This window comes from Paraburkholderia sp. SG-MS1 (genome assembly GCF_012275575.1).
Lineage (GTDB): Bacteria > Pseudomonadota > Gammaproteobacteria > Burkholderiales > Burkholderiaceae > Paraburkholderia.
Map to the genome: position 1 here is coordinate 10,769 of NZ_NPIH01000250.1, position 3,134 is coordinate 13,902.

At 64.6% G+C, this 3,134-nt stretch carries 2 protein-coding genes; both read right to left on the reverse strand.

Features of this window, described 5'->3' with window-relative positions; all coding sequences use genetic code 11:
- Positions 1–495: 495 nt before the first annotated feature.
- Positions 496–1,794 carry an MFS transporter gene (locus CIC12_RS25030; RefSeq protein ID WP_168668011.1) on the reverse strand — a complete coding sequence of 433 codons (1,299 nt, stop codon included), beginning with the start codon at positions 1,792–1,794 and terminating at the stop codon, positions 496–498.
- Between the two features lie 29 nt (positions 1,795–1,823).
- Complete coding sequence (locus tag CIC12_RS25035; RefSeq protein ID WP_168668013.1) at positions 1,824–2,660, reverse strand: NAD-dependent epimerase/dehydratase family protein; 837 nt, start codon at positions 2,658–2,660, stop codon at positions 1,824–1,826.
- Between the last annotated feature and the right edge of the window lie 474 nt (positions 2,661–3,134).

The window sequence follows — 3,134 nt, forward strand, 5'->3', positions numbered from 1 at the left end:
GCGCGCCCCCGCCATGTTGCGGCCGGCGGTGGAGGTTTTGGAACGGTATGCGGGCATCGTGGTTGTTGGAGAAATTTCGCTGAAAAGAAGCGGGCCAAGGGAATAAAGGCCCCTCGCGCGCCCGTGCGAACAACCTTGTGAGCCGCGCTCCGGGCAAAACTCCGCGATTATCCCACAGCACTTGATGATGCGCGGCTCAAGCGTGCCGCGCGGCGCCACGTATGCGGCGTCGGTTGACGCGTGCGCGTGACGGACCGGACGGTTTTTTGATGGGGTGTTTCGTGTTCCTCGCGCCCATGCTTACGACGCGACGCGCCGTGCGTCCCGAAAGACGCGTCGCGTTGCGACAGCCGGGTAAAGGATGAAGGGTGAAGGGTGAAGGGTGAAGCTCGCACGCCCCGCCCGAAAAAAAGGCGCCTCAGTGAAGGCGCCGTTGCTGCCAGGCTTGTCAAGCTCGATGTTCCGCCGAATCACACCGGCGGAACTCGCCATCACTTACTTGGCGGCGACCACGCCACCGGCGCCGGACCAGCGCGGCTCGGGCGCCTTGTCGCTGCTTTTCGCGAGCAGGCACACCACGGCGGCGGCGATCAGATCGAACACGGCCAGCACGACGAACAGCGGGCTGTAACCGATCTGCGTGACCAGCACGCCGAACAGCATCGTGAACGCCGCGGCGCCCAGATAGCCCGCCATGCCGCCCATGCCGGTCGCGGTCGCGACTTCGTTCTTGCCGAACATGTCGGACGTGATCGCGTACAGCGCGCCCGACAAGGTCTGGTGCGCAAAGCCACCGACGCACAGCAGCGCCACCGCCACATATGGACTTTGCACCAGGCCGACACACGCCGGTCCGATCATGAACAGCGCGCCGACGACGAACACCATCTTGCGCGACGTGAACAGCGACACCTTCGCGTACTTGTGGAACAGCGGGCTCAGATAGCCGCCGAGCACGCAGCCGATGTCGGCGGCGAGGAACGGCATCCATGCGAACATCGCGACTTCCTTCAGGTTCATGTGACGCTCGGTCATCATGTACAGCGGAATCCACGCGTTGAAGGTCTGCCACGCCGGTTCCGACAGAATGCGCGGAATGCCGATCGCCCAGAAATCGCGGCTGCCCAGCATCGCGCGCCAGCTTCGCTTGGGCGCGCCGGCCTCGGAGTGCTTCGCTTCCTGGCCGCTCAGGATGTAGTCGCGCTCGGTGGCGCTCAGCATCTTCTGCTTGCGCGGATGCTTGTACATCACCATCCACACCGCGCTCCAGACGATGCCGGCCACGCCGACGATCACGAACGCCAGTTGCCACTGTCCGCGCAACAGCGCCCAGACGACCAGCGGCGGCGCCAGCAACGCGCCGATCGACGAGCCGATGTTGAACCAGCCGATCGCCACCGACCGCTCTTTCGCCGGGAACCATTCGCTGGTCGCTTTCACGCCGGCCGGAATGCCCGCCGCTTCGGCGAGGCCGAGTAGGCCGCGGAAGAACGCGAGACTGCGCCAGCCCGTCGCCCACGCGGCGGCAGCACAGGCCAGCGACCACGCGAGCGCGAACGCCGCGAAGCCGAGCTTGGTGCCGACCGTGTCGAGCACGAAGCCCGCGACCGGCTGCATGAACGCATAGCAAAGCTGCCACGCGACGACCACATGAGCGTATTGCTCGGTGGTGATGTGGAGGTCTTTCATCAGCGTCGGCGCGGCGACCGACAGCGTATTGCGCGCGAGGTAATTGATGATGAGCCCGGCCGCGACCAGGCTGACCATCCACCAGCGGATACCCTTGACTTTCATGACTGCGTCTCCTCGTGATGCCAGGCTAGTCAGACGGGCCGTGCCGCCGTGGCGCCCGATGCGCCCGGAGCGCCGTCTTCGCGCGAATAGTCGATGCCGACGAATGCGCCGCCCTGGAAGCGTTGGCCAAAGGCGTCGAGCGGATTCGGGCGCGCCAGAATGTCAGCGGCATAGTCCTCGGAGTTCTGGGTCGGCTGATAGCCGAAACGCGCGGCGCCGCTGTTGTCCCACCAGCTGCGCGTATTGGCCGACACGCCCCAGATGGTCAGGAAGCCGACGTCTTCGGCCTCGACGCAGCGGTCGAGGAAGTGCATCAGATCGCGATGGCCGAACCACGTGCTCAGGTGGCGCGGCTCGGTCGGGCGTTCGAGGCAGCTGCCAATGCGCACACACACGCTTTCGATGCCGTGCTTGTCCCAATACATTCTGGCGAGCGCTTCGCCCCACACCTTGCTCAGGCCGTAGAAACCGTCCGGGCGCAGTTCGCAGTCGAGACTCAGCTTTTCGGTGACCGGATACATGCCGATCGCATGATTCGAGCTGGCGAACACGATGCGCTTCACGCCGTGACGGCGCGCGCCTTCGTACACCTCCACGAGGCCGCGCAGATTGTTCTCGATGATTTCCGGCAGCGGGCGCTCGACGCTCGTGCCGGCGAAGTGGATCAGCACGTCCACGCCTTCGAGGAGACGATCGACGACCGCCGGATCGCGCAGGTCGCCGTGCATCACGTCCTCGCCTTCGACGAGGGGTGTCAGGGCTTTCGAGCCTGCTGCCGAACGCAGCGGCGTACCGCGCGCAATCATGGCAGCGCGTACGACGGCGCCAAGCTGGCCGCCGGCGCCACTCAGGGCAATCTTTTTCATAGGGGTTCCTTTCCTGCGTTGACTGCGCCGCGCGCGATCGAACTGGGGGCAGCTAGCGGTGAAGCGGCCGTGATGCAGTCTGCATATCACTTGCTAGTTGTACGATAACGTACTATCGATGATGCCCGGACGGATTTCAACCAGGCATTTACCCCTAGTCTCTCGCCATACCAAAACGCTTTTCCTTGAAAAACAAGCGGCTAGCCTCGTTCAATTTATAAGACGTCGTATAACGGCAGCTAAACTTTTTTCTCTCGCTGCCGTCCTGCGCGCCGCGCGCGCCGAACCGCCGGCCCGGCCACGCGCAAGCACGCGTAGACTTGCCCCCTTGTGCATCTGCGAATCACCGCGCCGCCGCCGTCACGTCATCGACGCGGCCTTCGAACCTGCTTCATTTCAGCGCCGCACGTCACCATGCCCAACGCCCACTCCTCCGTGCAATCCGTCGCCATGCCCGCCGAATCCGCGGTCACG